Origin of the sequence: Aliiroseovarius sp. S2029, from assembly GCF_023195575.1 — a bacterium.
Taxonomy (GTDB): Bacteria; Pseudomonadota; Alphaproteobacteria; order Rhodobacterales; family Rhodobacteraceae; genus Aliiroseovarius; species Aliiroseovarius zhejiangensis.
On record NZ_JALPQE010000004.1, the window covers coordinates 343,131 to 369,640 of the forward strand.

The 26,510-nt window shown below is 60.8% G+C and carries 23 protein-coding genes and 1 riboswitch; of the genes, 17 read left to right on the forward strand and 6 right to left on the reverse strand.

All coding sequences use genetic code 11. The features are described 5' to 3' along the window. Positions 1 to 4 precede the first annotated feature (4 nt). Complete coding sequence (locus MUY21_RS10770; protein WP_248410386.1) at positions 5 to 991, forward strand: complex I NDUFA9 subunit family protein; 987 nt, start codon at positions 5 to 7, stop codon at positions 989 to 991. A 48-nt stretch (positions 992 to 1,039) separates the two neighbouring features. Here MUY21_RS10770 and MUY21_RS10775 read toward each other — a convergent pair whose 3' ends face one another. Continuing rightward, positions 1,040 to 1,843, reverse strand: coding sequence for an undecaprenyl-diphosphate phosphatase (locus MUY21_RS10775; RefSeq protein ID WP_248410387.1), 804 nt, complete (start codon positions 1,841 to 1,843; stop codon positions 1,040 to 1,042). Between the two features lie 221 nt (positions 1,844 to 2,064). Here MUY21_RS10775 and MUY21_RS10780 point away from each other — a divergent pair, with 221 nt between their 5' ends. The 5 genes from MUY21_RS10780 (at position 2,065) to queG (ending at position 10,698) form a co-directional block, all read left to right on the forward strand. After that, positions 2,065 to 3,498, forward strand: coding sequence for an NAD(P)-dependent oxidoreductase (locus MUY21_RS10780; protein ID WP_248410388.1), 1,434 nt, complete (start codon positions 2,065 to 2,067; stop codon positions 3,496 to 3,498). A gap of 58 nt (positions 3,499 to 3,556) precedes the next feature. After that, positions 3,557 to 8,095: a glutamate synthase large subunit gene (gene gltB / locus MUY21_RS10785; protein WP_248410389.1), complete on the forward strand. Its 4,539-nt coding sequence runs from the start codon at positions 3,557 to 3,559 to the stop codon at positions 8,093 to 8,095. 105 nt (positions 8,096 to 8,200) lie between these two features. Then, a complete protein-coding gene (gene mtgA / locus MUY21_RS10790; protein ID WP_248410390.1) occupies positions 8,201 to 8,941 on the forward strand; it encodes a monofunctional biosynthetic peptidoglycan transglycosylase in 741 nt (246 codons plus the stop codon). A 54-nt stretch (positions 8,942 to 8,995) separates the two neighbouring features. Next, positions 8,996 to 9,661 carry a glutathione S-transferase family protein gene (locus tag MUY21_RS10795; protein ID WP_248410391.1) on the forward strand — a complete coding sequence of 222 codons (666 nt, stop codon included), beginning with the start codon at positions 8,996 to 8,998 and terminating at the stop codon, positions 9,659 to 9,661. After that, on the forward strand, positions 9,658 to 10,698 hold the full coding sequence (gene queG / locus MUY21_RS10800) for a tRNA epoxyqueuosine(34) reductase QueG (protein WP_248410392.1): 1,041 nt from the start codon (positions 9,658 to 9,660) through the stop codon (positions 10,696 to 10,698). The genes MUY21_RS10795 and queG overlap by 4 nt, the downstream gene beginning before the upstream one ends. Here the strand turns inward: queG and MUY21_RS10805 are convergent. Both MUY21_RS10805 and MUY21_RS10810 read right to left on the reverse strand, forming a co-directional pair. Continuing rightward, on the reverse strand, positions 10,695 to 11,132 hold the full coding sequence (locus MUY21_RS10805; RefSeq protein WP_248410393.1) for a hypothetical protein: 438 nt from the start codon (positions 11,130 to 11,132) through the stop codon (positions 10,695 to 10,697). The genes queG and MUY21_RS10805 overlap by 4 nt on opposite strands. Before the next feature lie 65 nt (positions 11,133 to 11,197). Continuing rightward, entirely contained in the window at positions 11,198 to 12,064 is an 867-nt protein-coding gene (locus MUY21_RS10810; protein WP_248410394.1) for a branched-chain amino acid aminotransferase, read from the reverse strand. A gap of 177 nt (positions 12,065 to 12,241) precedes the next feature. On the opposite strand from MUY21_RS10810, the gene MUY21_RS10815 reads away from it, so the two are divergent. From MUY21_RS10815 to dxs, 6 genes are read left to right on the forward strand one after another with little or no spacing between them, the layout of a single operon-like run. Further along, complete coding sequence (locus tag MUY21_RS10815) at positions 12,242 to 12,748, forward strand: MarR family transcriptional regulator (protein WP_191286722.1); 507 nt, start codon at positions 12,242 to 12,244, stop codon at positions 12,746 to 12,748. Further along, positions 12,741 to 13,442: a response regulator gene (locus MUY21_RS10820; protein WP_248410395.1), complete on the forward strand. Its 702-nt coding sequence runs from the start codon at positions 12,741 to 12,743 to the stop codon at positions 13,440 to 13,442. Before MUY21_RS10815 ends, MUY21_RS10820 begins: the two co-directional genes overlap by 8 nt. A gap of 58 nt (positions 13,443 to 13,500) precedes the next feature. After that, positions 13,501 to 14,436 carry a histone deacetylase family protein gene (locus tag MUY21_RS10825; protein WP_248410396.1) on the forward strand — a complete coding sequence of 312 codons (936 nt, stop codon included), beginning with the start codon at positions 13,501 to 13,503 and terminating at the stop codon, positions 14,434 to 14,436. Next, entirely contained in the window at positions 14,433 to 14,675 is a 243-nt protein-coding gene (locus MUY21_RS10830; RefSeq protein WP_248410397.1) for an exodeoxyribonuclease VII small subunit, read from the forward strand. The genes MUY21_RS10825 and MUY21_RS10830 overlap by 4 nt, the downstream gene beginning before the upstream one ends. Next, positions 14,676 to 15,530, forward strand: coding sequence for a farnesyl diphosphate synthase (locus tag MUY21_RS10835; protein WP_248410398.1), 855 nt, complete (start codon positions 14,676 to 14,678; stop codon positions 15,528 to 15,530). Between the two features lie 14 nt (positions 15,531 to 15,544). After that, the gene (gene dxs, locus MUY21_RS10840) at positions 15,545 to 17,473 is read left to right on the forward strand and encodes a 1-deoxy-D-xylulose-5-phosphate synthase (protein WP_248410399.1); all 1,929 of its coding nucleotides are present in this window, start codon (positions 15,545 to 15,547) and stop codon (positions 17,471 to 17,473) included. Here the strand turns inward: dxs and MUY21_RS10845 are convergent. Further along, the gene (locus MUY21_RS10845; protein WP_248410400.1) at positions 17,470 to 18,303 is read right to left on the reverse strand and encodes an SDR family oxidoreductase; all 834 of its coding nucleotides are present in this window, start codon (positions 18,301 to 18,303) and stop codon (positions 17,470 to 17,472) included. The two genes, dxs and MUY21_RS10845, sit on opposite strands and share 4 nt — an antisense overlap. Before the next feature lie 95 nt (positions 18,304 to 18,398). On the opposite strand from MUY21_RS10845, the gene ade reads away from it, so the two are divergent. The 4 genes from ade to MUY21_RS10865 all read left to right on the forward strand — a co-directional run bounded on the left by ade (position 18,399) and on the right by MUY21_RS10865 (position 23,074). Then, entirely contained in the window at positions 18,399 to 20,204 is a 1,806-nt protein-coding gene (gene ade / locus MUY21_RS10850) for an adenine deaminase (RefSeq protein WP_248410401.1), read from the forward strand. Continuing rightward, positions 20,204 to 21,688, forward strand: a complete 1,485-nt coding sequence (locus tag MUY21_RS10855) for an AMP nucleosidase (RefSeq protein WP_248410402.1) — start codon at positions 20,204 to 20,206, stop codon at positions 21,686 to 21,688. Before ade ends, MUY21_RS10855 begins: the two co-directional genes overlap by 1 nt. Positions 21,689 to 21,826: 138 nt before the next feature. Further along, on the forward strand, positions 21,827 to 22,114 hold the full coding sequence (locus tag MUY21_RS10860; protein WP_191286713.1) for an HU family DNA-binding protein: 288 nt from the start codon (positions 21,827 to 21,829) through the stop codon (positions 22,112 to 22,114). A gap of 84 nt (positions 22,115 to 22,198) precedes the next feature. Next, positions 22,199 to 23,074 carry a DMT family transporter gene (locus tag MUY21_RS10865; protein WP_248410403.1) on the forward strand — a complete coding sequence of 292 codons (876 nt, stop codon included), beginning with the start codon at positions 22,199 to 22,201 and terminating at the stop codon, positions 23,072 to 23,074. A gap of 73 nt (positions 23,075 to 23,147) precedes the next feature. Here MUY21_RS10865 and aroC read toward each other — a convergent pair whose 3' ends face one another. After that, on the reverse strand, positions 23,148 to 24,254 hold the full coding sequence (gene aroC / locus MUY21_RS10870; RefSeq protein ID WP_248410404.1) for a chorismate synthase: 1,107 nt from the start codon (positions 24,252 to 24,254) through the stop codon (positions 23,148 to 23,150). Positions 24,255 to 24,317: 63 nt separating this feature from the next. Next, a complete protein-coding gene (locus tag MUY21_RS10875; protein ID WP_248410405.1) occupies positions 24,318 to 25,274 on the reverse strand; it encodes a DMT family transporter in 957 nt (318 codons plus the stop codon). A 97-nt stretch (positions 25,275 to 25,371) separates the two neighbouring features. After that, a riboswitch (TPP riboswitch) is annotated at positions 25,372 to 25,477 on the forward strand. A gap of 36 nt (positions 25,478 to 25,513) precedes the next feature. On the opposite strand from MUY21_RS10875, the gene MUY21_RS10880 reads away from it, so the two are divergent. Beyond that, on the forward strand, positions 25,514 to 26,509 hold the full coding sequence (locus tag MUY21_RS10880) for a thiamine ABC transporter substrate binding subunit (RefSeq protein ID WP_248410406.1): 996 nt from the start codon (positions 25,514 to 25,516) through the stop codon (positions 26,507 to 26,509). The last annotated feature ends 1 nt before the right edge of the window (position 26,510 follow it).

Below are 26,510 nucleotides of genomic sequence, written 5' to 3' on the forward strand. Positions count from 1 at the left end.
TACCATGTCCAAACTTGTCACCATCTATGGCGGTTCGGGCTTTGTCGGGCGCTATATCGCGCGTCGCTTAGCCAAACAGGGATGGCGCGTGCGCGTGGCTGTGCGCCGGCCGAATGAAGCCCTGTTCGTCAGACCCTATGGGGCGGTTGGACAAGTGGAACCCGTCTTGTGCAACATCCGTGATGATGCGTCGGTGCGCGCGGCAATGTTGGGTGCGGATGCAGTGGTGAACTGCGTGGGTGTCCTGAATTCGATCGGCAAGAACAATTTCGACGCCGTCCATCACGAAGGGGCCGAGCGCGTCGCGCGGATCGCCGCCGAGCAGGGAGTGGACCAACTGGTGCAACTGTCGGCCATCGGGGCAGACGCGGACAGCGACAGCGAATATGCGCAGACCAAAGCGCAGGGCGAAGCTGGCGTCCAGGCCGCCTTTCCAAGTGCTGTGATCCTGCGCCCGTCCGTCATTTTTGGCCCCGAGGACGAGTTTTTCAACCGTTTTGCCGGGATGACCCGGTTCGGGCCGATCCTGCCGATCACCGGGGGCGACACCAAGTTTCAGCCGGTCTATGTCGATGACGTGGCTGCCGCCGCCGAAAAAGCCGTTCTGGGTCAGGTCGAGCCGGGTATTTACGAGCTGGGCGGGCCGGATGTGGCGACCCTGCGCGAGTTGATCGACGAGATGCTGGAGGTGGTTCAGCGCCGTCGAGCCGTGATCAACCTGCCCTTCGGCATCGCGAAGCTGCAAGCGGCCATCTTTGATTTTATCCAGTGGATTTCGGGTGGTCTGATCAAGGCACCTTTGACCCGCGATCAGGTGCGGTCGCTGGCGCATGACAATGTGGTGGCCGATGACGCCAAGGGCTTTGCCGATCTGGGCATTACCCCAACTGCGACCGAGGCGATCCTGCCAGAATACCTGTGGCGGTTCCGGCACAATGGGCAGTATGCGGCCATTCAGAACTCGGCCAAGAACCTGCGCACCAACGGCTGACGGTGCGGATCACAAGGTTTCAAAGGCGCGGCACAGACCGCGCCTTTTTCATTGATAGGCGATGATCAGTAGCACGGCCCCCAGCAACAGCCGATAGATCACATAAGGCGTGAAGCTCACGGTTCTGAGCAGCCGCATCATCAGGCTCAGCGCCAAAAGGGCGGATAGAAACGCCAGAACCGCCGCGATGGCACCGTCCTTGGCAACCTGCATGTTGGCGGTGGCCACAACCTCGGACCCCAGCAACACGCCCGAGGCAAAGATCGTCGGGATCGACATCAGCATCGACAGTTTGGCCGCGTCGTGACGGTCATATCCCAGGGCGCGCGCGCCCGAGATGGTCGCGCCGGATCGTGATGTTCCGGGGATCAGCGCCAGTGCCTGCCAGAACCCCATGATGATGGCATCCCTGAGCGTCCAGTCTTCGGCCTGTTTTGACGATGCGCCTTTCTGGTCAGTCCAGTACAACACCAGCCCGAACAGGATCATCGTCCAGGCAATGACCTTGACCGACCGCATCGCGTCATTCAGCCCGGTCAGCTTCAAGATCAGGCCGATCGCGATGGCCGGGATCGTGGCAATCGCCAGCAAGAAAGCAAGACGTGCGCCGGGCGTGTCGATCCGCCCGGTCAGCATGCGGGGCACCCCGGCCAGACCCATGCGCACATCGCGCCAGAAGAACAGGACGACGGCCCCCAGGGTGCCCAGATGAACGGCGACGTCAATCGTCTGCCCCTGATCGGGCAGGTTGGTCAGGTGCGGGACAAGTGCGAGGTGCCCAGACGACGAGACCGGCAGAAATTCGGTGATTCCCTGTATCACGGCGACAAGAAACAAATGGGCAAGGGTCATGCGTGAACCTTCTGAAATGGGTTGCGGCGCAAGCTAAAGAACGCATCTGGAAAGGGAAGAGGGATAAAAGGTAATATATACTGACATAAAAGCTGGTGGTTTGGGGTGGGAAAGTGAAAAAAAGTGCACTGGAACGGCAAAAAGGTCAGCAATACTGTCTTTTAATCTCGTCCGGCCTTGTCTAAAAGCGCAGGACCGAGCCAAATTGACGGAGAGCCAGGATGGCCAAGCAGCCTATGTTGAAATTTGTGACTGTCGGACGGGATATGCCCGAAAAGCGTGCCGCCGAGGCGCGCAAGGATGACTTTCACGAAATCTATGCCGAGTTTGCGGCCCAGAAAGCTGCCGAGCAAGCCAGCCGTTGCAGCCAGTGTGGCGTGCCATATTGCCAGACCCACTGCCCGCTGCACAACAACATCCCCGATTGGCTGCGCATGACAGCAGAAGGCCGTCTGAAAGAGGCCTATGAGCTGAGCCAGGCGACCAATACCTTTCCCGAGATTTGCGGTCGTATCTGTCCGCAGGATCGGCTGTGCGAAGGCAATTGCGTGATCGAACAATCTGGCCACGGCACCGTTACCATCGGCGCGGTTGAGAAATACATCACCGACACCGCTTGGGATAACGGTTGGGTCGAACCGATCACGCCTGTCGCCAAGCGCGATGAAAGCGTGGCGATCATCGGGGCTGGACCGGGCGGTCTGGCCGCGGCGGATGTTCTCGTGCGTGCGGGCGTGAATGTGACGATCTATGATCGGCACGACCGGGCGGGCGGGTTGATGACCTATGGCATTCCAGGGTTCAAACTGGAAAAAGACGTGGTCCTGCACCGCGTGAAACTGCTGGAAGACGCCGGAGTCGAGTTTGTTCTGAACTGCAATGTCGGAAAGGATATCAGCTTTCAGGATATTCGCGCGATCCACGATGCCGTTTTGCTGGCCACGGGCGTCTACAAAGGGCGCGACCTGTCCGGGCCGGGGGCCGGGGCCAAGGGTATCGTGCCGGCGCTGGATTACCTGACCTGCTCGAACAAGCTGGGTTTTGGTGACGCCGTTCCTGCCTTCGATAGCGGAGAGTTGAATGCAGAGGGCAAGAATGTCGTGGTGATCGGCGGCGGCGATACCGCGATGGATTGCGTGCGCACCGCTGTTCGGCAGGGCGCAAAATCGGTGAAATGCCTGTATCGCCGTGACCGCGCCAACATGCCCGGGTCGCAACGCGAAACGCAGAACGCCGAAGAGGAAGGTGTCGAGTTTGTCTGGTTGTCAGCCCCAAAAGGCTTCTCCGGCGATCCCGTCACTGGCGTGATCGTGCAGAAAATGCGCCTTGGTGCACCTGACGCGACCGGGCGTCGCAGCCCCGAGGTGATCGAAGGCTCGGAATACACCGAGGACGCCGATCTGGTCATCAAGGCGTTGGGCTTTGAACCCGAAGATCTGCCGAGTTTGTGGGACGAGAAGGATCTGACCGTCACCCGCTGGGGCACCGTCAAGGCCGCTTTCGGCACTCACCGGACCGATATGGATGGTGTCTGGGCCGTGGGTGACATCGTGCGCGGTGCGTCGCTTGTGGTCTGGGCCATCCGCGACGGGCGCGAAGCGGGGGCGGACATTCTTGCCTCTCTCAACGCAGCGCGCGCGGTTGCTGCCGAATAACGAATTTTCCGGGCCAGCCGGGTCAACACGCCCAAGCCCGTCCGTAAGGAGAACCAATATGACGAAATATGATGCCGATTGGGTCCGCCGCGAGGAAGCCAAGCGCAAATTCATGGCCGAACACAGCCTGTATCGCGAGGAAGACGAACACAGCTCGTGCGGTGTCGGTCTTGTGGTGTCGGTCGAGGGAAAACCCTCACGCGATGTGGTCGAGGCAGGGATTGCCGCGCTGAAGGCCATTTGGCACCGGGGCGCGGTGGATGCCGATGGCAAGACGGGCGACGGGGCGGGTATTCACATCCAGATCCCCGTGCCGTTCTTCTATGACCAGATCCGTCGCACCGGACACGAACCGCACGAAGACCAGTTGATCGCCGTCGGTCAGGTGTTCCTGCCGCGCACGGATTTCGGCGCACAGGAAGCGTGCCGAACCATCGTGGAATCCGAGATCCTGCGCATGGGCTATCATATCTATGGCTGGCGCCACGTGCCTGTCGACATCACCTGCCTGGGCGAAAAAGCCAACGCCACACGGCCCGAAATCGAACAGATCATGATCTCGAACTCGAAAGGCGTCGACGAAGAAACCTTCGAACGCGAGCTTTACGTGATCCGTCGCCGCATCGAAAAAGCCGTGGCCAGCGCGCATATCAACGGGTTGTATATTGCGTCTCTGTCCTGTCGTTCGATCATCTACAAGGGGATGATGCTGGCCGAACAGGTGGCCGAGTTCTATCCCGACCTGATGGATGAACGGTTCATTTCGACCTTCGCCATCTATCACCAACGCTATTCAACCAACACCTTCCCGCAATGGTGGCTGGCGCAGCCGTTCCGGATGCTGGCCCATAACGGTGAAATCAACACGCTGAAGGGCAACCTGAACTGGATGAAAAGCCACGAGATTCGCATGGCATCGTCCGCGTTTGGCGATTTGGCCGAAGACATCAAACCCATCGTGCCGGGCGGGTCGTCCGACTCGGCCGCTCTGGACGCGGTGTTCGAGGTTCTGGTGCGCGCGGGCCGCTCGGCCCCGATGGCCAAAACCATGCTGGTGCCGGAAAGCTGGTCCAAGCAGGCGGTCGAACTGCCCGAGGCTTGGAAGGATATGTATTCCTATTGCAACTCGGTGATGGAGCCGTGGGATGGCCCCGCCGCCCTGGCCATGACCGATGGCCGCTGGGTCTGTGCCGGGCTTGACCGCAACGGCTTGCGCCCGATGCGCTATGTCGTCACCGGCGAAGGGCTGGTGATCGCCGGGTCCGAAGCCGGGATGGTGCCGATTGACGAAGCGGGCATCGTGGAAAAGGGCGCATTGGGGCCGGGGCAGCTTCTGGCCGTCGATACGGTCGAGGGCAAGCTGTATCACGATACCGAAATCAAGGACCGGCTGGCGGCGTCCCTGCCATTTGGCGAGTGGGTCGGCAAGATCAGCGAGTTGAGCGATGAATTGAACCAGGTCGAGGAAAAGCCGATCTTTTCCGGCGAAGAGCTGCGCCGTCGACAGCTGGCCGCCGGCTACACGCTTGAGGAGCTGGAGCAGATTCTGGCCCCGATGGCCGAGGACGGCAAGGAATCACTGGCCTCAATGGGGGATGATACGCCGTCTGCGGTGTTGTCCACCAAGTATCGCCCGCTGAGCCATTTCTTCCGCCAGAATTTCAGCCAGGTGACCAACCCGCCCATCGACAGCTTGCGCGAGTTCCGCGTGATGTCGTTGAAAACCCGGTTCGGGAACCTGAAAAACGTTCTGGACGAAAGCGGCACACAGACCGAGATTATCGTTCTGGAAAGCCCCTTTGTCGGAAACGAGCAGTTCAAGAAACTGACCGAAGCGTTCAACGCCCAGATGGCGGAAATTGACTGCACCTTCCCCGCCGGGGGCGACGAGGGGGCCCTGCGCATTGCCTTGAATGACATACGCGCCAAGGCGGAAGACGCCGTGCGCTCGGGCGCTGGCCACCTTGTGCTGACCGATCAGGGGCAGGGCAAGGACCGCATCGCCATGCCGATGATCCTTGCCACGTCTGCCATTCACAGCTGGTTGGTGAAAAAAGGCCTTCGCACCTTCTGTTCGGTCAATGTGCGGTCGGCGGAATGTCTGGACCCGCATTACTTCGCAGTGCTCGTGGGCTGTGGTGCGACCACGGTGAATGCCTATCTGGCCGAGGACAGCCTGGCGGATCGCATTGAGCGCGGCTTGTTGGAGTGTTCGCTCAGCGAAGCGGTGCGCCACTATCGCGAGGCGATTGACCAGGGTCTGCTGAAGATCATGGCGAAGATGGGCATCTCGGTCATCTCGTCCTATCGCGGTGGTCTGAATTTCGAGGCCGTGGGGCTGAGCCGCGCCATGGTGGCGGAGTATTTCCCCGGCATGACCTCGCGTATTTCCGGCATCGGTGTGAACGGTATCCAGAAGAAGCTGGAAGAGGTGCACGCCGCAGGCTTTGGCGGCGGCAATCAGGTGCTTCCGGTGGGCGGCTTCTACAAGGCGCGCCGGTCGGGCGAAACCCACGCCTGGGAAGCCCAGACGATGCACCTGATGCAGTCGGCTTGCGATCGGGCCTCGTTCCAGATGTGGAAGCAGTATTCGGCCCGGATGCGGGCCAACCCGCCGATCCACCTGCGTGATCTGTTGGACATCAAGCCGATGGGCAATCCGGTTCCGATCGAAGAAGTGGAAAGCATCAACGCGATCCGCAAACGCTTCGTAACGCCGGGCATGTCGCTGGGGGCGCTCAGCCCCGAGGCGCACAAGACGCTGAACGTCGCGATGAACCGCATTGGCGCGAAGTCGGATTCGGGTGAAGGCGGGGAAGACCCCGCGCATTTCCACCCGGAACCCAATGGTGACAACCCGTCGGCCAAGATCAAGCAGGTGGCGTCGGGCCGTTTTGGTGTCACCGCCGAATACCTGAACCAGTGTGAAGAGCTGGAAATCAAGGTGGCCCAAGGCGCCAAGCCCGGCGAAGGCGGCCAGTTGCCGGGCATGAAGGTCACCGACCTGATCGCCCGTCTGCGCCATTCGACAAAGGGCGTGACGCTGATTTCCCCGCCGCCGCACCACGACATTTATTCGATCGAGGATCTGGCGCAGCTGATCTATGACCTGAAACAGATCAATCCGCGCTGTAAGGTGACGGTGAAGCTGGTTGCGGCCTCGGGCGTGGGCACGATTGCCGCGGGCGTGGCGAAGGCCAAGGCCGATGTCATCCTGATTTCGGGTCACAATGGCGGCACGGGCGCGTCGCCCGCAACCTCGATCAAATTCGCGGGTCTGCCCTGGGAAATGGGCCTGACCGAGGCGCATCAGGTGCTGGCGATGAACAACCTGCGCGACCGGGTGACGTTGCGCACCGATGGTGGCCTGCGCACCGGGCGTGACATCGTCATGGCGGCGATGATGGGGGCCGAGGAATACGGGATCGGCACCGCCGCCCTGATCGCGATGGGCTGTATCATGGTGCGTCAGTGCCAGTCGAACACCTGTCCCGTTGGTGTCTGCACGCAGGACGACGACCTGCGCAAAAAGTTCACCGGTAGCGCGGACAAGGTGGTCAACCTGATCACCTTCTATGCGCAGGAAGTGCGGGAAATCCTCGCCTCGATCGGGGCACGGTCGCTGGACGAAGTGATTGGGCGCGCGGATCTGCTGAGCCAGGTCAGCCGTGGCTCGGCGCATCTGGACGATCTGGACCTGAACCCGCTTCTGCTGGTCGTCGATGGGGCGGACAAGATCATCTATAACCGCAACCGCGACCGCAACGCGGTGCCCGATACGCTGGACGCCGAGATCGTGCGCGATGCCCATCGTTTCCTTGAGGATGGCGAAAAGATGCAGCTGTCCTATACGGTGCAGAACACGCACCGGACAGTCGGCACGCGGATTTCCAGCCATATCGTCAAGCGGTTCGGGATGCGCAACAGCCTGCAACCGGATCACCTGACGGTGAAGCTGCAGGGCTCGGCCGGTCAATCACTGGGCGCGTTTGCAGCACCCGGTTTGAAGATCGAGGTGTCGGGCGACGCCAACGACTATGTCGGCAAGGGCTTGTCGGGGGGCACCATCGTGGTGCGTCCACCGCTGTCCAGCCCGCTCGTGGCCTGTGACAACACGATCATCGGCAATACGGTGCTTTACGGTGCGACCGACGGTTATCTGTTTGCCGCTGGCCGCGCGGGCGAACGGTTTGCGGTGCGCAACTCGGGCGCGCATGTGGTGATCGAAGGCTGCGGATCGAACGGGTGTGAATACATGACCGGCGGTGTCGCAGTGATCCTTGGCACGATCGGGTCGAACTTCGGGGCGGGTATGACGGGGGGGATGGCCTATCTTTATGACCCCGACGGCGTTGCGCAGAAATACATGAACATGGAAAGCCTTGTGACCAATCCGGTCACGGTCGACCACTGGGAAGCGCAACTGAAATCATTGGTGGAACGTCACGCCGAAGAAACCCGCAGCCAGTTGGCGACGGAAATCCTGCGTCATTGGGATCTTGAGAAAGGGAACTTCCTGCAAGTCTGCCCGATCGAGATGCTGGACAAGCTTCCTGCGCCGCTCAGCATGGAAGCGGAAGCCATACCGGCCCAGTAAGGCAGAAAACCACAAAACGCCCACCTAGCCGGTGGGCGTTTTACTGTCGCACCTTCGTCCAATGCCTATCTTGACCGGACCCGTGCGTCGTGGTCTGAAAGATACGTGGCAAGAGCAGCAAAAAAGAAGCCGGCGGGCAAGAAGAAGGCGTCGAAGAAAAAGCGCATAAAGCTTCATCCGATTGATTGGATCAAGCTGTGGATCAAGCGTGTGTTTCTGGCGGTCTTTTGCTTTTTTGCGCTGGGCATCGTGGGCTATGCCTTCATCAATCCGCCGACCACCCCACATATCATAAGCGAAAAGATGCGGCTGGGCTGGGCGGATCGGCAATGGGTCGATCTGGATGAAATAGCGCCGGTGATGGCGCGATCTGTCGTGGCGGCCGAGGATGCAAATTTCTGCCGTCACTGGGGCTTCGATATGCGCGCCATTCGGGCTGCGATTGACGATGGCGGGTCACGCGGGGCATCGACGCTGACGCAGCAGGTCGTGAAGAATGTCTATCTTTGGCACGGGCGATCATGGCCGCGCAAGGCTTTGGAGGCGACGATCACACCCTTTGTCGAGCTTGTGTGGACCAAGCGTCGGATCATCGAAGTCTATCTGAACGTGGCCGAGTTTGACGAAGGCGTGTTTGGTGTCGAAGCCGCCTCTCTCCATTATTTCGGTGTCGGGCCTGAAAAACTGACCGCCGTGCAGGCCGCGCGTCTGGCGGCACTTTTGCCCAATCCGAAGGAACGGTCCGCCTCGCGCCCGTCGCCATTTGTGCGCAAACGCGCGCAATCCATCATGGATGGAGCGGCCACGATCCGCGCGGATGGGCGGGCTGCCTGTTTCGAGGATTGATCCCGTGACCCAAACGCGGCAATACGGGACAAGGAACAACGGCTGATACACACCATGAACCGACTATTTCACGTCCCCCTGTCCCCTTTCTGCCGCAAGGTGCGCCTGTCGCTTGCCGAAAAGAAGATCGAGGTTGAACTGGTCGAGGAGAAGTACTGGGAAAGAAGCTCGGACTTCCTGCGTCGCAACCCGGCGGGTAAGGTTCCGATCCTGAAGATCGACGGCAAGTTGCTGAGCGAGAGCGGCCCGATCTGCGAATATATCGAAGAACGCTTCCCCGACCCTGCGCTTCTGCCTGATGATCCCGAAGGTCGTTACGAGGTGCGCCGACTGGTCAGTTGGTTTGACGACAAATTCCACAACGAGGTGACGTCGAACCTGCTGTATGAGCGGGTGAACAAGAAGGTGATGGGGGCAGGTTATCCCGAAAGCCGCAACATCAAGGCCGGCGCGAAGGCGATCAAGTATCATCTGGATTATATGGGCTGGTTGTTGGAGCAGCGCCGCTGGCTGGCGGGCAACACGATGACGTTGGCCGACTTTGCGGCTGCGGCGCATCTGTCGTCGCTGGATTACATCAGCGATGTGGACTGGAACCGGAATGAGAATGTGCGCGAATGGTATGCCAAGATCAAATCGCGCCCGGCCTTCCGATCTATCCTCGCCGACCAGATCCCCGGCTTTCCGCAGCCACCGCATTACGCGGATCTGGACTTTTGACCGCCGAGATCCGGCAGGCCATCACAGACCAAGCCCTGAACGAAGGTTTCGCGCGCGCGGGGTTCTGCCGCCCTGACAGCGTGCCCCAGATCGCCGAGCGGCTGGAAACCTATGTCTCTGAAGGGCGGCATGGCGATATGGGCTGGATGGGCGAGCGGATGCACTGGCGCGGCAACCCCGCCGCCTTGTGGCCCGAGGCGCGCACCGTCATCATGTTGGCCGAACCTTACACGCCTGAACATGATCCGATGCAGGTGGTGGGGATGCCCGACCGCGCCGCGATCAGTGTTTATGCGCAGAACCGAGACTACCACGATATCGTCAAGAAACGGCTAAAGCGCGTTGGGCGCTGGATGATCGACCAGTTTGGTGGCGAGATCAAAGTGTTCGTCGATACCGCGCCCGTTATGGAAAAGCCGCTGGCCGAAGCGGCGGGTCTGGGCTGGCAAGGCAAACACACCAACCTTTTGTCGCGCGAGCTGGGCAACTGGTTCTTTCTGGGCGCGATCTTCACGACGCTGGAGCTGCCCGTTGACGAACCGGGGCGCGAGAATTGCGGCTCCTGCACTGCCTGTCTTGAGGCCTGCCCGACCGACGCTTTTCCGGCCCCCTTCCAACTGGATGCGCGGCGCTGCATCTCCTATCTGACGATCGAGCATAAAGGGCCGGTGGACGAACCGTTGCGCTCGCAACTGGGCAATCGGATCTATGGATGTGACGATTGCCTTGCCGCCTGCCCGTGGAACAAGTTCGCGGTCGCGGCGTCCGAGATGCGCTATGCCGCGCGTGACGATCTGGTGGCCCCGAAGCTGGCGGATCTGGTCGGGTTCGACGACGCGGGTTTTCGGGCCCATTTTTCCGGCAGTCCGATCAAGCGGATCGGATTGTCACGGTTCCTGCGCAATGTGCTGTATGCGATTGGCAATTCAGGGGATGCATCCTTGCTGCCCCACGCGCAAACCCATGTGGACCACGCAGATCCGGTGGTGGCTGATGCTGCGCGCTGGGCTGTGGGCAAACTTTCTGCGATCTCCTAGTTCGCAGGGGCGTTTGGCGGACGGGTCGAGACCATGTGATAGGCCATGATCGCTGCGTTCACCCCCTTGACGGCCTTGTCTTTCGGAAAGGGACCAATTCGCGAGGCCCCGACCACGAACAGCACCGATGTGGCCTCCCCGGCGCTGTCGGTCACGATGACACGCAGATCGACTTGCTTGATGTCGAAGGCTTGCACCAGAGATTGTGCGAACGCGTCGCTGGGTTCGGCTTCCTGCGCGCTGTTCCAGGACAGATGCGCGACCACTTCCGATGCGGTGGCATTTTCGTGTTCTGTCAGGGCAGCTTTCGTAATGCCCAGCGGTCGCAAGGTTGGGTCGTTGGTATGGTGATACCACGCCAGCGCCACCACGCTGGGCAGGGCGATCACGCCGATGATCACCGCCAGCAATCTGACCCCGCGCCGCGCAAACATGCCCCTCTCCTATCCTGCGTCATGGGCAGGATAGGGTGGGCAGGTTCACGAAATGTTAAAGGGTCCTAGCTGCGCACCAGCTTTTCATAGCTTTCCGCAATTTCGCGGGTCAGCGCGCCGACTTCAAATGTATGTTCACCGATTTGGCCCACAGGCGTCACTTCTGCGGCTGATCCGGTCAGCCAGCATTGTTCAAACCCTTCCAGCTCTTCCGGCATGATGTGGCGTTCATGCACCGCGATCCCCCGGGCTTGCAGCATCCCGATCACCGTCTGGCGGGTCAGGCCGTTCAGGATCGCATCGGGCAGCGGCGTGTGCACTTCACCATCCTTCACGAAGAAGACGTTGGCCCCGGTCGCTTCGGCCACGTAACCGCGATAATCCATGAACAGCGCGTCCGAGCAGCCCTTGGCTTCGGCCGCGTGCTTGGACATGGTGCAGATCATGTAAAGACCGGCGGCTTTCGCAGCGGTGGGGATGGTTTCGGGGGACGGGCGTTTCCATTTGGCAATGTCCAGCTTGGCCCCCTGCATCTTGGCGTCGCCGTAATAGTCCCCCCAGGCCCACGCCGCGACGGCCATGCGCACCGGATTGCGTGCGGACGAAACACCCATGTCTTCGCCAGCCCCGCGCCACGCCACGACACGCACATAGGCGTTGGTCAGCCCGTTTGCCTCGACCACGGCCTGTTTTGCCGCCTCGATTTCATCGACGGTATAGGGGATGGGCATGTCCATCATCTCGCCCGATTTCAGCAGACGTTCGGAATGCTTGCGGCTCAGAAAAATCTTGCCATCATACAGCCGCTCGCCCTCGAACACCGAGGACGCATAGTGCAGCGCGTGGGTCAGAATATGCACATTGGCATCACGCCATTCGACCAACTGGCCGTCCATCCAGATCTTGCCATCACGGTCGTCATATCCGCTCATCTTCCTGTCCTTTCCAGTCTGTCGCCCTTGGGCATGTTTGCAAAAGTTGCGCAGATTAGGTCCGTATCGGATATTAAATTACGCAAAATCAGCATTTCGCTAACAATTGATTCTTGGAAAGTCAACAACACTGACATAAAACTGGACCCTGTAACATGAATTGTGATGAGGCCGGCAATGGCGGACACGCAGACACCGGGTGGACAGACGCTGCTGTTTCTGACGGACGAACAGCTGCGCAAAGGGATCGAGGCGATGTTCTTCGCCTATCGCGGGTTTACCGCCGATCCTGACCGGATTTTGGAAGAATACCGTCTGGGGCGGGCACATCACCGGGCGCTGCATTTCATCAGCCGCGCGCCGGGCACGACGGTGAACAACTTGCTGTCCATTCTGGGCGTGACCAAACAATCGCTGAACCGTGTGTTGCGCACCCTGATCGACGACGGGCTTGTCGAAAGCCGTGTGGGCACCCGCGACAAGCGCGAACGGCATTTGTTCCTGACCGAAAGCGGCGCGGCGCTGGAGCAAGAGCTGTCCACCGCGCAACGCGAACGGATGCGGCAAGCCTATCGCGAAGCCGGGCCAGAGGCCGTCCAAGGGTTTCGCACCGTGCTAGAGGCGATGATGGACCCGGAACTGCGCCATCATTTCAACAGAACCAGGGATGATGGCGATGAGTGATATGACTGAAGCCCATCTGCTGATCGTGGATGACGATGAACGCATACGCCGTTTGTTGCAGAAATACCTGATCCGGCAGGGCTTCTGGGTCAGCGCCGCGCGGGACGCGAGCCACGCGAGACGCTTGCTGGAAGGGCTGGATTTCGACCTGATCGTGATGGATGTGATGATGCCAGGCGAAGACGGGATCAGCCTGACCCGATCCCTGCGCGAGGTGCTGTCGACGCCGATCCTTCTGTTGACCGCCAAGGGGGATACCGAAGACCGCATCAAGGGGCTGGAAGCCGGTGCGGATGATTACCTGGCGAAACCATTCGAGCCGAAAGAACTCTTGCTCAGGATCAATGCGATCCTGCGTCGTATGCCGGTGGTCGCGGATGAGGTCACACCAAAGGTGCTGAACCTGGGCGACAAGCATTATGACACCGAACGGGGCGAGCTTTGGTGCGGCGATGACCTTGTGCGCCTGACGGCCACCGAATCGCAGTTGATGCGCATCTTCTCGGCGACGCCTGGTGATGCGGTCAGCCGCGCGTCTCTTGTGGAGCAGTTGGGCCGCGATCAGGGGCAGGCACAGGAACGCGCGGTGGATGTGCAGATTACAAGGTTGCGCCGCAAGTTGGAGGTTGACCCCAAACAGCCCCGCTATCTGCAAACGGTGCGCGGTGCAGGGTATATGCTGGCACCGGATTGATTGTCGCGCCGGTGCGCATTGCCTTGTTGATCGGGGCGGATTGTCCTAGCGTCGCGCCATGACAACACTGCTTTACACGCACCCAGTTTGCCACGAACACGTGACGCCGCCGGGCCACCCTGAACAGGTCGCGCGGCTTGAGGCGATCGAACGGTCCCTGTCGTCGCCCGAATTTGCGGCGTTGGACCGTCGAGCTGCGCCAATGGGCACCCTGGATCACGTGCGTCTTGGGCATTCGCGGCGATATTTTGAAAAGCTCGATGATGCCGCACCGGTCGAAGGCTGGACGCAACTGGATGGTGACACGTTCATGGCTCCCGGATCTCTGGAAGCTGCGTTTCGGGCAATCGGGGCGAATGCGGCTGCAATAGACACTGTTTTGGCCGGTGAAGCGCAGAATGCTTTCGTCGCCTGTCGCCCGCCGGGGCACCATGCCGAAAAGGCGAACCCGATGGGGTTTTGCTTGTTTTCCACCGTCGCGATTGCCGCGCGCTATGCGGCAGAGCATCATGGGCTTGACCGGATCGCGGTGCTTGATTTCGACGTGCATCACGGCAATGGCACGCAGGACGTGTTGTGGCATGAATCGCGGGTGCGGTTCGTGTCGTCGCACCAGATGCCGCTTTATCCCGGATCGGGCGGCCTGCATCAGAAGGGGGCGTTCGGACAGATCATCAATATTCCGTTGGAAGAGGCGACCGGCGGTGAGGTGATGCAAGAGGCGTGGGAAAAGGTTTTTTCCGGTGTGTTAGAGCCTTATGAACCTCAATTGGTGCTGGTGTCCGCAGGCTTCGACGCGCATCGGCGCGACCCGTTGGCGGGGCTGCAATGGGAAACCGAGGATTTTGCCTGGATGGCGCATCGGATCTGCGATCTGGCGGACAAATGCTGCGAAGGCCGGGTGGTATCGTCGCTTGAGGGCGGCTATGATCTTCAGGCCCTTGGCGACAGTGTCGGGGCCTATGTCAACGTGATGATGGAGCGAGGCGCATGAGCGACAAACCCGTAAGCGAAATGAGTTTCGAAGAGGCCATGCGTGCGCTGGAAGCGGTGGTCGGCCAGTTAGAGCGTGGCGATGTTGCACTGGAAGACTCGATCAAGCTGTATGAACGCGGCGCCGAGCTGAAAGCACGGTGCGAGAAGAAGTTGAAGGAAGCCGAAGAAAAGGTGGCCGCTATCACGCTGGACCCCAACGGCGCACCGACAGGCGCGACGCCGGTCGAAGGTCTGTAAATGTTTCAGCAAAGGCTGACGGAAACCAGCGGACTTGCACGGGCTTGTCTGCACGATGCGATTCTGAATGATAGCGTGTTGGCTGAGGCGATGCGCTATGCCACGGCGGGCGGTAAGGGGTTGCGCGGGTTCCTGGTGATGGAGAGCGCCCGGCTGCACGGTGTAAGCGACCAAAGATCCGTCCGGCCCGCCGCCGCGATCGAGGCAGTTCACGCCTATTCACTGGTGCATGATGATCTGCCGTGCATGGATGATGATGACCTGCGTCGCGGGCTGCCGACGGTTCACAGGAAATGGGACGAGGCAACGGCGGTGTTGGTTGGGGATGCATTGCAGACCCTGGCGTTCGAGCTACTGACACATGACGCCGTAGGCGATGCGCGGGTTGAATTGATTGCGACCCTTGCGCACGCCGCTGGGCAGGTGGGGATGGTTCATGGTCAGGCGTTGGACATAGCCGCGGAAACCGCGCCAGTGCCGCTGAATATTGACGAAATCATCGCGTTGCAGGCCGGTAAGACCGGCGCGCTGATCAGGTGGTCGGCCGAAGCGGGGGCGCTGATGGCAAGTGCCGACCCCGCGCCAATGCGTGACTATGCCACCGCAATGGGTCTGGCCTTTCAGATTGCCGATGACATTCTGGATGTCGTAGGGAATGCCCAGACGGTTGGCAAGGCGGTGGGCAAGGATGCCGATGCCGGCAAGGCGACATTCGTGTCCTTGATGGGACTGGATGCGGCGAAAACCCGCGCAGCCGAGCTTGTGGAACAAGCCTGTGACGCGTTGGCCCCCTATGGTCAGGATGCCGAAACCTTGCGGGAGGCCGCCCGTTTCGTTATCCAGCGCGACAGATAGGCAGCGGGGCGCAGATGGCCGACACACCCGAGACACCCATTCTTGATCGCATATCGGTTCCGGCCGACATGAAATCCCTGTCCGACCGCGAGCTTGTGGCGCTGGCCAAGGACGTGCGGGCCGAGACCATTTCGGCGGTCTCGGAAACCGGCGGGCATCTGGGGGCAGGGCTGGGTGTGGTCGAACTGACCGTGGCGCTGCACGCTGTTTTTGACACGCCGCGTGACCGGATCATCTGGGACGTGGGCCATCAATGCTATCCGCACAAGATTTTGACGGGTCGCCGCGACCGTATCCGCACCCTGCGTGCCGAAGGCGGATTGTCCGGCTTCACCAAGCGGTCGGAAAGCCCGTTTGACCCGTTCGGCGCGGGGCACAGTTCGACCTCGATCTCGGCGGCGCTGGGCTTTGCGGTGGCGCGCGACTTGGGCGGCGCGCCGGAGCATGGCATCGGTGACGCGATTGCCGTCATTGGCGACGGGTCGATGTCTGCGGGCATGGCGTTCGAGGCGATGAACAACGCTGGCCATCTGGGTCGCCGTCTGTTCGTGATCCTGAACGACAACGAAATGTCCATTGCGCCGCCGGTGGGTGCGATGTCGAACTATCTGAGTCGCCTTTACGCGGGCGAGCCGTTTCAGGAACTGAAAGCCGCCGCCAAAGGCGCTGTCAGCCTGCTGCCCGAACCTTTCCAGGAAGGCGCGCGACGGGCCAAGGAAATGGTCAAGTCGATGACCGTCGGCGGGACGTTGTTCGAGGAACTTGGCTTTTCCTATGTCGGACCCATCGACGGCCACGACATGGAAAGCCTGTTGTCGATCCTGCGCACGGTGCATGACCGGGCGACGGGTCCGATGCTGATCCATGTGATCACCAAGAAGGGCAAGGGATACGCCCCCGCCGAAGCCGCACGCGATCGTGGTCACGCGACGGCCAGGTTCGACGTGTCCAGCGGCAAGCAGCACAAGGCTCCGTCAAACGCGCCCAGCTATACCTCGGTCTTTGGCAAGACACTGGTTGATCTCGCGGGCAAGGATGACAAGGTGTGCGCCGTAACGGCGGCGATGCCGGACGGCACCGGGCTGAACCTGATGGCCGAACGCTATCCGTCGCGGTGCTTTGACGTAGGGATTGCCGAACAGCATGGCGTGACCTTCTCAGCCGCGCTGGCGGCAGGCGGCATGAAGCCCTTCTGCGCGATGTATTCGACGTTTCTGCAACGTGGCTATGATCAGGTCGTGCATGATGTTGCGGTCCAACGCCTTCCCGTGCGTTTCGCGATTGATCGCGCTGGCTTGGTGGGGGCTGACGGCGCCACCCATGCGGGTGCGTTTGACATCGCGTTCATGTCTAACCTGCCCGGAATGGTCGTTATGGCCGCCGCGGACGAGGCCGAGTTGATGCATATGGTCGCGACCGCCCATGCGATCAACGACGGCCCCTGTGCCTTCCGTTATCCGCGTGGCGAGGGGGTCGGCGTTGACCTTCCCGAACAGGGCGAGGTGTTGGAGATCGGCAAGGGTCGCATGATCCGCGAAGGTGCGCGCGTGGCGATCCTGTCCTTCGGCACGCGACTGGCCGAGGTCGAGAAGGCCGCCGAGGCCTTGACCGCCCGCGGGATCAGCCCGACGATCGCCGACGCGCGGTTTGCCAAGCCAATGGATCGCGATCTGATCATGAAGCTGGCAGCCGACCACGAGGCGCTGATCACCATCGAAGAAGGTGCCGTCGGCGGTTTCGGCAGTCATGTTGCGCAACTGCTGGCGGATGAAGGCGTGTTTGACACGGGTCTGAAATTCCGGTCGATGTTTCTGCCCGACACGTTCATCGACCACGCCTCGCCTGCGCGGATGTATGAAGAGGCCGGTCTGTCCGCCAAGCATATCGAAGCGAAGGTGCTGGACGTGCTGGGCATCGCGCAAATCGGCGAAAAGCGGGCCTAACCCTCGGCTTTCAGCAGCGCCGCCAACCCGTCCTGATAGGTTGGATAGAGCAGCTTCACCCCCAACTCGTCCTTGATCCGGTCATTTCGCACCCGCTTGCTTTCGGCATAGAAGCTGCGGGCCATGGGTGTCATTTCGGCCGTCTCAAAATCTTCGGCAGGGGGGTGGGGCAGGCCCAACAGGTCGGCGGCGTGGGCCAGAACATCTTCGGGCGGGGCGGCGTTGTCGTCACAGACATTGTAGATGCGACCGGGGTTCGGATGGGCAATGGACGCCGCAAGCACTTGCGCGATGTCATCGACATGAATGCGCGAAAACACCTGGTTTTTCTTGATGATCCGCCGCGCCGTGCCGCGTCGCACCTTGGCAAACGGGCCACGGCCGGGGCCATAAATGCCTGCAAGGCGGAAGATGTGCAGGGGCAGCCCGGTCTCGGCGGCAAGCTCTTGCCATGCCGCTTCGGCTTCGACCCGCTGCTGCCCGCGTATTGTGGATGGAGCAAGGGGCGTTTCTTCGTCCACCCATCCCCCCTGATGGTCGCCATAAACGCCGGTGGTGGACAGATAGCCCGCCCACTGAAGCTGGGGGGCGATGCGGGCAATATCGTCTCTAACCCGCCTTAAAACGGGGTCTCCGTCTGCGTCAGGTCCGGCCGAAATCAGAAGATGCGTGGCGTGTGACAACGGCTCGTTAATGTCGTGCCCCGGCCATTGGATTACATCATCGCCAGCCTCGCGCGAGGTGCCGATGATGGTAAATTCGTCTTGCAGCAACCGTGCCAGTGCGCGGGCGGAATAGCCGAACCCGAAGATAAAAAGTGTCTTGTCCATGCGCGCAGTATCGCCGTGCGGGTGGGATTGAAAAGCGCTAATGTCAAAGCGTTTTTGGGGGTTGCGCTAACATCGGAAATTAGAACAATGGGTCAATGGAAAATCCAAGTTTGAAATCATGGTCCGACAGTGCGTCGCGCCTTGTTGCGGTGGCTGCCGGTCGGGAACCAGCCGATTTGGTGATCCGGGGCGGGCGCGTGGTGAATGTTCACACGCGTGAGGTTCTGGATGGCTGGCAGGTTGCCATTGTCGATGGACGTTTCGCCTATGTTGGGCCCGACGCCAGCCATTGCATTGGTGACGGGACCAAGGTGATCGAAGCCAATGGCCAATACCTGATCCCCGGCCTGTGTGACGCGCATATGCATATCGAAAGCGGGATGCTGACACCGGCCGAATTTGCCCGCGCCGTGATCCCGCATGGCACGACCAGCATGTTCACGGATCCGCACGAGATCGCGAATGTGCTGGGGCTGGAAGGTGTGAAACTGATGCATGACGAGGCGCTGTTGCAGCCCGTCAATATCTTCACCCAAATGCCCTCCTGCGCGCCGTCTGCGCCTGGATTAGAGACAACTGGATATGAAATCACGCCCGATGATGTGGCCGAGGCGATGGAATGGCCCGGCATCATCGGGCTGGGTGAGATGATGAATTTCCCCGGCGTGGTGAATGGCGACGCCAAGATGCTGGCCGAGATTGCGGCGACACAAAGGGCGGGCAAGACCGTGGGCGGGCATTACGCAAGCCCGGACCTTGGCCCGGCCTTCCATGCCTATGCGGCGGGTGGCCCGGCGGATGACCACGAAGGCACTTGCGAGGCGGACGCAATTGCCCGCGTGCGACAGGGGATGCGGTCGATGATGCGTCTGGGGTCGGCGTGGTATGACGTTGAAACCCAGATCACGGCGATCACCAAAAAGGGACTGGACCCGCGCAACTTCATCCTTTGCACGGACGATTGCCATTCCGGCACCCTGGTTAATGACGGCCATATGAACCGCGTGGTGCGCCATGCAATTTCCTGTGGATGCGACCCGCTGATCGCACTGCAAATGGCAACGATCAACACCGCAACCCATTTCGGGCTGGAGCGTGAGTTAGGCTCTATTACACCCGGGCGGCGGGCAGATGTGATCCTGACCGACGACCTGACCACCCTGCCGATCAATCGCGTGATTGCGCGCGGTGTGACTGTGGCCGAGGGCGGAGAGGTCACGGTTGATTGCCCGCATCTGGACTGGCCCGAATATGCGCGCAAGACCGTGCATCTGGGCCGTGTGCTGGACGCCGTGGATTTCGAGATCGCCGCCCCCGAAGGGGCAAACTCTGTCCGCGCCAAGGTGATTGGCGTGGTCGAGAACCAGGCCCCCACCAAGGCGCTGACCCGCGACCTTGGCGTGGTGGATGGCTTGGTGGAAAGCGACGAAGCGCAGGATGTATGCCAGATCGCGCTGGTCGAACGTCACCGCGCGACGGGCGAGGTTGTTAACGGGCTTGTGTCGGGCTTCGGGTATGCCGGGCGGATGGCCATCGCCTCGACCGTGGCGCATGACAGTCACCACATGATCGTCGTCGGCACCAGCCGCGAGGATATGGCGCTGGCCGCCAATCGTCTGGGCGAGGTTGGTGGCGGTATCACCGTGTTCAAGGATGGCGAGGAGCTGGCGCTGGTCGAACTTCCCGTGGCTGGGCTGATGTCGGACGCCCCCGCGCGTGAAGTGGCCGCGAAGGCCGATGCCATGGTGGCCGCGATGGCGCAGTGTGGTTGCACCTTGAACAACGCCTATATGCAGCACTCACTTCTGGCACTTGTTGTCATTCCCGAGTTACGTATCTCTGATCTGGGACTTGTGGATGTCACCCGGTTTGAACTGACCAACCTGATCGAGGAGCCTTGATGCCTTCCAACGGAAACGCCATTCCCGTGATCACCCCGCCCGGCGGTCCGCACGAGACATTTACCAATGCCAAAGCTGCGGTGCTGCGGTTGCAGGAGCTTTATGAACAGTCCTGCGCCTTTCTGCGGGACCGGTTCGAACAATCGGTGTCCGGCGATCAGCCCGACACGCGCTTTCGCGCGTTTTATCCACAGATATGCCTGACCACGACCAGCCATGCGCAGATCGACACACGGCTCAGCTTCGGTCACGTTGCCGCACCGGGACAATACAGCACCACGATCACGCGCCCGGACCTATTTGAAAACTATCTGACGCAGCAGATCGCGCTTCTGTTGGAACATCACGGGGTGCCGGTTCAGATCGGCCTTTCCGACACGCCCATCCCCGTGCATTTCGCGGTCACGAACGAGCCCGATATTTCTGTCCCGCAAGAAGGCGTGACGAGCTTTCCCTTGCGCGATGTGTTCGATGTGCCCGACCTGTCCAGCACCAATGATGACATTGTAAACGGGGTTGGGCCAAAGGTTGCGGATGGTGTGGCCCCACTTGCGCCCTTTACGGCGCAGCGAGTGGATTATTCGCTGGCGCGGCTCACACATTATACCGCGACCAAGCCCGAGGATTTTCAGAACTACGTTCTGTTCACCAACTACCAGTTCTATGTCGACGAGTTCGAGGCTTATGCCCGGCAGATGTTGGCGGACCCAAACAGCGGATATACTGCATTTGTCGGCCCCGGACATCACCGGATCACGGCACCCGACCAGGCGCTTCCGGTGCTGACGAAGTTGCCGCAAATGCCATCCTATCACCTGAAACGGCCGGATGGGACGGGAATCACCTTGGTGAATATCGGGGTCGGTCCGTCCAATGCGAAAACGGCCACCGACCACATCGCGGTCTTGCGCCCTCACGCGTGGTTGATGGTCGGCCATTGTGCGGGGCTGCGCAGCAGCCAGAGGCTGGGGGATTTCGTGCTGGCCCACGCGTATTTGCGCGAAGACAAGGCGCTGGACGATGATCTGCCGATCTGGGTGCCGGTGCCGCCGCTTGCCGAAATCCAGATCGCACTGGAGCAGGCCGTTGCCGAAGTGACCGAGTTGGAAGGTTACGATCTGAAGCGGATCATGCGCACCGGCACGGTCGCGTCGCTGGACAACCGGAACTGGGAACTTCGTGACCAATCCGGCCCGGTGCAGCGGCTCAGCCAGTCGCGCGCCATCGCTCTGGACATGGAAAGCGCCACCATCGCCGCCAACGGATTCCGGTTTCGCGTTCCCTATGGCACGCTTCTGTGCGTGTCCGACAAACCCCTGCATGGCGAGCTGAAGCTGCCTGGCATGGCGTCCGATTTCTACAAGTCACAGGTGGCACGGCACCTGCTGATTGGCATCCAGGCAATGGAGACCTTGCGCGACATGCCGATCGAACGAATCCACAGCCGGAAACTCAGAAGCTTCGAAGAGACCGCTTTCCTTTAGGGAAACTCGCGCGAAAACAGGGAAAAACCGCTTTTTATTGGGGAAATGGGCACAACAAATCGTTGTGTCCCCCCGCTACATACAGTTAAATGCGCCCAATGAAGCCCAATCAATGGGTAAATGTGAGGAGTGTAATACATGTCGAAACCTATGACGAAGACCCAGCTGGTCGCTGCCTTGGCCGAAGAAATGGGCTCGGACAAGAAATCGGCGTCGAGCGCGCTGGACGGTATCATCAACATCATCACCAAGGAAGTGTCCAACGGCGGTGCCGTGACCCTGCCCGGTGTTGGCAAGATCTATTGCCGCGAACGTCCGGCCCGCATGGTGCGCAACCCGGCCACCGGCGAGCAGATCCACAAAGACGCGGACAAGGTCGTGAAAATGACCATCGCAAAGGCTCTGAAAGACAGCGTGAACGGCTGATCTTCTGCCTTCGGGGCTTGTCCCCGCACAGGATTTCGGAAAGGGTCGCCCAAGTGGCGGCCCTTTTCTATTGCCGGAGGAAACATGGATCTGCGCGCGATCGTAATGGGGCTGGCTTTTGCCCTGATGTGGAGCTCGGCCTTCACCTCGGCCCGTATCATCGTGGCGGATGCGCCGCCGCTTTACTCCCTGGCGCTCAGGTTTTTGATCTCCGGCCTGCTGGGCGTGATCATCGCCCGCGCGCTGGGCCAAAGCTGGTCGCTGACGCGCAACCAGTGGCGCGCAGTGATCATATTCGGTGTGTGCCAGAACGCGCTGTATCTGGGTTTGAATTTCGTGGCGATGCAGTGGGTCGAGGCCGGCCTGGCCTCGATCATCGCATCGACCATGCCATTGATGGTCGCGCTGGCGGGCTGGTTGTTCATGGGTGACCGGATGCGTCCCTTGGCGATGCTTGGCCTGATGGCGGGGATTGTGGGCGTCGCGCTGATCATGGGGTCGCGATTGTCCGGCGGCGTCGATGTGGTTGGCGTCATCCTGTGCTTCGTCGGCGCGGGCGCATTGACGGCAGCAACCCTTGCGGTGCGCACGGCATCTTCGGGTGGTAACCTGATGATGATCGTCGGACTACAGATGTTCGTGGGCTCCGCTGTGTTGGCGGTGGTTGCCGTCTTTCTGGAAAGCCCCGGCTTTGAACCAAGCCTGCGTCTTGGTCTTGCCTTTGGCTACACGGTGCTGGTGCCCGGCCTTCTGGCCACCTGGGTCTGGTTCGCACTGGTCGGACGCATTGGCGCGGTCAAGGCGGCCACCTTCCACTTCCTCAACCCGTTCTTCGGCGTCGCCATCGCGTGGCTCTTGCTGGGCGAGGCGCTGACCATGATGGATTTCATCGGCGTCGCCATCATCACCTTCGGCATCCTTGCCGTGCAACTGTCCAAACAAACGCCCGCACGACCCTGAAAACCCCCGCTTCTTCTGGCCCGAAATATCCCCGCCGGAGGCCTCAAATCTGCCGGGCACCGCCCGGCGCCCTTCAACCGATCTTGCCGCGCACCCCTTCGCCCATCTGCGCGCGGTGCAGCATGACGTGATCAAGGATGACACAGGCCGCCATCGCTTCGCCCACGGGCACAGCGCGGATGCCCACACAGGGGTCATGACGGCCCTTGGTGACCACTTCAATGGGGTCGCCCGATTTGGTGATCGACTGGCGTGGGGTCAGGATGGAACTTGTCGGCTTCACCGCGAAGCGCACAACAATGTCCTGCCCGCTGGAAATCCCGCCCAGAATACCGCCCGCGTGGTTCGAGGTGAACACCGGGCCATCATCCCCCATCGAAATCTCGTCGGCATTCTCGGTGCCTTTCAGTCCTGCCGCCGCCATGCCTTCACCAATCTCGACGCCCTTCACGGCGTTGATCGACATCATCGCGGCGGCCAGATCAGTGTCTAACTTAGCGTAAATTGGGGCGCCAAGACCCGCAGGGGCACCGCGCACGACGACCTCTACCGCCGCGCCGACACTATCGTTTTCCTTGGTGCGCAGGTGGTGCAGGTAATCTTCCCATTCCTTGACGGCGCTGTTGTCCGGCAGCCAGAACGGGTTTTGGTCAATCGCGTCCCAGTCGAACTTGTCGCGATCCAAATGAAGCGCGCCCATCTGGGTCATGTAACCCTTGATCTGAAGCCCCGGCAGCAACGCCTTCAGCGCCTCGCGCGCCACGCCGCCAGCGGCCACCCGCGCCGCTGTTTCACGCGCCGACGATCGCCCCCCGCCGCGCGGGTCGCGGATGCCGTATTTCTGCCAATAGGTGATGTCAGCGTGACCGGGGCGAAAGGTTTTCTCGATCTCGCCATAATCCTTCGACCGCTGATCGGTGTTTTCGATCATCAGCTGGATCGGCGTGCCGGTGGTCTTGCCCTCATACACGCCCGACAGGATGCGCACCTGATCGGGTTCATTGCGCTGGGTCGTGTGCTTGTTCTGACCAGGGCGGCGCTTGTCCAGCCATACCTGAATCATCTCGGCCTCAAGCGGGATGCCGGGGGGGCAACCATCGACCGTTGCACCCAAGGCAGGCCCGTGGCTTTCACCCCATGTGGTGACGCGGAAGATATGACCGAAACTGTTCATCGACATGCGCAAGCTCCTTCGTTCTCAGGGTGATAGCGAAGGCGCGTGCGAAAGGGAAGCGCGGGCGCGTCAGCTTTGCGGGCGACGGTGTTTCGGTTTCGGCCCCGGTCCGGTGTCATAGCGCGGGTTGGGATCGCGCAGGATCGGATTGCGCACGGACACCGACGGGCGGCTTTCGCGCCAGACGATGAATATGCCCGAGGCAATGATGACAGACGCGCCCACACCCACCCACATATCCGGCCATTCCTCGAAAAACAGCGCCCCGAACAGGGTAGCCCACAGGATCTGACTGTATTGAATGGGCGCGACCACGGCGGCGGGGGCGGCGCGGTAGGCGGCGATGATCATCACCTGTGCGCCCACCGACAACACGCCAAGGCTGGCGAACATGCCCAGTTGCGTCACCTCCATCGGGCGATAGACGAAGGGCAGCACGACCGCCATGAAGGCGATCGAGGACAGCATGGGATAGAGGATCATCACGGCCGTCCGCTCTTCCCCGCCGATCTTGCGCATGATGACCGAGCCAAGGCTGGAGCAGAACGCCGCGATCAGGGCGCATACATGACCGAGTGATATTTGCGTGACGCCGGGTCTGAGCACGATCAGAACACCGATCAGGCCGACCATGACCGCAGCCCACCGCTGCGCGCGCACCGTTTCCCCCAGCACAAGCGCGGACATTGCGGTGATCAACAAAGGGGTGGCGAACAGCAGCGCATACACTTCGGCCAGGGGCAGGACGGTGAAGGCATAGAACGCCGCGGACATGGCAATCAGTGATGTGGCCGACCGCAGCAGGATCAGCCACGGATGGTTTGGTCGGAAATTGTCCACCTGCCGGTCTGCCAGCATCAGAACCGACATTGGCACAAAGGCAAAGAGCATCGCAAAAAAGATGATCTGGAACACCGAGAAGTTGACGCCAAGCGTCTTGATCACGGCGTCATGCGTCGCGAACACGGCAAAGGCTGCAAAGGCAAAACCCAGCCCCCTGACGGGCGATTGTGAGACGTCCGACATGTTCGGCTCCGATATGGTGGGTGTTAGCGGTCACATTGCCGATTGCCGCCCTTACGTCAAGGGGGGCTTGCCAAGTTGGGCCAAACCCGTCAGGTATGGCGTCACCTCGGGGGGCCGGAGCGAACCGGCTGAGATGCAGACCATGCGGACCCGTTGAACCTGAACCGGCTAGAACCGGCGGAGGGAAGGTAATTTGGATGCCCCAAATGCCACTCCGTCCGGCGCATTTGGAGGATGCCATGAAACAGACCCTTTCATTTGTCGCAGGACTTGCACTGACGGCCACGGCAGCGACCGTGGCGACGGCGGAAACGCCCGTGCTTCAAGTCTATGCCCCCGATTACTTCGCGTCCGAATGGGGCCCCGGTCCCGGCATCGAGCAAGGCTTCGAAGCACAATGCAATTGCGACCTGCAATTCATCACCGGTGACGTGCTGCCGCGCATTCTGCTGGAGGGCGAGCGGACGGAAGCCGATGTGGTCATTGGCCTGAACACCGATGTCACCGCACGGGCGCGGGCGACCGGCCTGTTTGCGCTCCATGGGCAGGATGTCAGCGGTCTGACCATGCCCGTTGACTGGACCGATGATGTGTTCCTGCCGTTCAACTATGGCTACACCGCGTTCATCTATGACAACACCAAGATGGAAACCCCGCCCGCCAGTTTCGAGGCGCTGCTGGACATGCCGGATGATGTGAAAATCGTTCTGCAAGACCCACGCAGCTCGATTTCCGGGCTGGCGCTGCTTCTGTGGGTCAAGGCGATCTATGGCGATGACGCGCCGCAGGCGTGGGAGCGGCTGGCCCCGAAGGTTCTGACCGTGACGCAAGGCTGGTCGGAAAGCTATGGCATGTTCACGGATGGCGAGGCGGACATGGTGCTGTCCTACACCACCTCGCCCGCCTATCACATCATCGCCGAAGACGACATGAGCAAGTCGGCGGCAATCTTCGAGGAAGGTCATTACCTGTTCGTCGAACTGGCCGCGAAGCTGAAAACCACCGATCAGCCTGAACTGGCAAGCGCCTTCATGGACTATGTGCTGAGCGAAGAGTTCCAGAAGGCGATCCCGACCGCGAACTGGTCTTACCCGTCGAAGCTGGATGCGTCGCTTCTGCCCGAGAAGTTCGAGCTGCTGGGTGTGCCCGGCAAGGCCATCTTTTTCCCCGAGGACGAAGCCGAAGCCCTGCGCAAGCCTGCGCTGGACGAATGGCTTGCGGCGTTCTCGAAATAAA

What these genes read in the sequence shown, in the direction of transcription:
- MUY21_RS10805 (WP_248410393.1), bottom strand. Translation starts at nt 11,132, where the DNA reads ATGTTTGCGCGGCGCGGGGTCAGATTGCTGGCGGTGATCATCGGCGTG.
- MUY21_RS10795 (WP_248410391.1), top strand. Translation starts at nt 8,996, where the DNA reads ATGAACCGACTATTTCACGTCCCCCTGTCCCCTTTCTGCCGCAAGGTG.
- dxs (WP_248410399.1), top strand. Translation starts at nt 15,545, where the DNA reads ATGGCCGACACACCCGAGACACCCATTCTTGATCGCATATCGGTTCCG.
- MUY21_RS10855 (WP_248410402.1), top strand. Translation starts at nt 20,204, where the DNA reads ATGCCTTCCAACGGAAACGCCATTCCCGTGATCACCCCGCCCGGCGGT.
- aroC (WP_248410404.1), bottom strand. Translation starts at nt 24,254, where the DNA reads ATGTCGATGAACAGTTTCGGTCATATCTTCCGCGTCACCACATGGGGT.
- MUY21_RS10835 (WP_248410398.1), top strand. Translation starts at nt 14,676, where the DNA reads ATGTTTCAGCAAAGGCTGACGGAAACCAGCGGACTTGCACGGGCTTGT.
- MUY21_RS10825 (WP_248410396.1), top strand. Translation starts at nt 13,501, where the DNA reads ATGACAACACTGCTTTACACGCACCCAGTTTGCCACGAACACGTGACG.
- MUY21_RS10860 (WP_191286713.1), top strand. Translation starts at nt 21,827, where the DNA reads ATGTCGAAACCTATGACGAAGACCCAGCTGGTCGCTGCCTTGGCCGAA.
- gltB (WP_248410389.1), top strand. Translation starts at nt 3,557, where the DNA reads ATGACGAAATATGATGCCGATTGGGTCCGCCGCGAGGAAGCCAAGCGC.
- ade (WP_248410401.1), top strand. Translation starts at nt 18,399, where the DNA reads ATGGAAAATCCAAGTTTGAAATCATGGTCCGACAGTGCGTCGCGCCTT.
- MUY21_RS10780 (WP_248410388.1), top strand. Translation starts at nt 2,065, where the DNA reads ATGGCCAAGCAGCCTATGTTGAAATTTGTGACTGTCGGACGGGATATG.
- MUY21_RS10810 (WP_248410394.1), bottom strand. Translation starts at nt 12,064, where the DNA reads ATGAGCGGATATGACGACCGTGATGGCAAGATCTGGATGGACGGCCAG.
- MUY21_RS10875 (WP_248410405.1), bottom strand. Translation starts at nt 25,274, where the DNA reads ATGTCGGACGTCTCACAATCGCCCGTCAGGGGGCTGGGTTTTGCCTTT.
- MUY21_RS10865 (WP_248410403.1), top strand. Translation starts at nt 22,199, where the DNA reads ATGGATCTGCGCGCGATCGTAATGGGGCTGGCTTTTGCCCTGATGTGG.
- MUY21_RS10820 (WP_248410395.1), top strand. Translation starts at nt 12,741, where the DNA reads ATGAGTGATATGACTGAAGCCCATCTGCTGATCGTGGATGACGATGAA.
- MUY21_RS10815 (WP_191286722.1), top strand. Translation starts at nt 12,242, where the DNA reads ATGGCGGACACGCAGACACCGGGTGGACAGACGCTGCTGTTTCTGACG.
- MUY21_RS10830 (WP_248410397.1), top strand. Translation starts at nt 14,433, where the DNA reads ATGAGCGACAAACCCGTAAGCGAAATGAGTTTCGAAGAGGCCATGCGT.
- MUY21_RS10775 (WP_248410387.1), bottom strand. Translation starts at nt 1,843, where the DNA reads ATGACCCTTGCCCATTTGTTTCTTGTCGCCGTGATACAGGGAATCACC.
- MUY21_RS10845 (WP_248410400.1), bottom strand. Translation starts at nt 18,303, where the DNA reads ATGGACAAGACACTTTTTATCTTCGGGTTCGGCTATTCCGCCCGCGCA.
- MUY21_RS10880 (WP_248410406.1), top strand. Translation starts at nt 25,514, where the DNA reads ATGAAACAGACCCTTTCATTTGTCGCAGGACTTGCACTGACGGCCACG.
- MUY21_RS10770 (WP_248410386.1), top strand. Translation starts at nt 5, where the DNA reads ATGTCCAAACTTGTCACCATCTATGGCGGTTCGGGCTTTGTCGGGCGC.